We start from the raw sequence: 787 nt of genomic DNA, 5'->3' as shown, positions 1-787 counted from the left end.
GTTTTGATGTCACCGCCGAGAACGAACGGGACAAGCCGGCGCAGCCTATTGTTGCCGGCCAATGCCCAACGCGGCTTGTGGCGAGCAAGGTCTTCACGGGGAACCTGATTACGGCGCAACAATAGCTCGCCATCGATGCCGGCCATCCGTCGATCCCCCCAATTTAAGTCAGGGCGATGTGCTTGAAAGCGCAATGATTCCTGTTACTTGCGGCGCAGGGCGAGTGCGTTTGGGTTGGGCAAGAATTGGTATGATTTCATCGAATATGGAATGCCCGCGCTGTCATGGCAGCGGCAGGGTTTTCGACTGCTCCAAGTGGCACGCGTCAAACGGGCACTGCTGCCCGCAGGGAACCCATCGGGGCGGCTGCCCCGGAAAGACGGGCGCCTGCGCGGAATGCGACGGCCTGGGGACGATGGCGGAGCCTCCGCTGAGAGCCGTGGCGTAATCCGCGAGAGCGGCCCACGCCGCTGATGACGGCGCGGAGGCGCCCGAACGAGCATATCTTACTCTGTTGGTGTTTCTACGGGTGGTGCGGTCAGAACCGTGATGTCCATCCTGGCAATCTTGGATGCCGCGCGGCCTTGCGCGCCAGCATCCATATCGCCGCCTGCGGCAACCATGATTTTGGCCAGATGTCCCACGGCGTCCGTGCTGCGGCCCGGCGAAAATCCTTCGCCGGTTTGCGGCTTCCCCACTGCCGTTTGTTTTTCCGGGACATGCGGATGTTGACTTGCGATAGCGGAAACCATTGAACCTCCTGTGGCGACGCTTCGAACATTATATT

The 787-nt window shown here is 60.9% G+C and carries 1 protein-coding gene; it reads right to left on the bottom strand.

The window, feature by feature from the left end; genetic code table 11:
* Positions 1–506: 506 nt before the first annotated feature.
* Positions 507–787: hypothetical protein (locus tag EN939_RS36470; RefSeq protein ID WP_245473317.1), on the bottom strand; the 281-nt coding region annotated here is incomplete at its 5' end.

Source organism: Mesorhizobium sp. M7A.F.Ca.CA.002.05.1.1 (assembly GCF_003998335.1).
Taxonomy (GTDB): domain Bacteria; phylum Pseudomonadota; class Alphaproteobacteria; order Rhizobiales; family Rhizobiaceae; genus Mesorhizobium.
The sequence above is the reverse complement of the archived record's forward strand: the minus strand, read 5'-3'. Positions and strand labels throughout refer to the sequence as shown.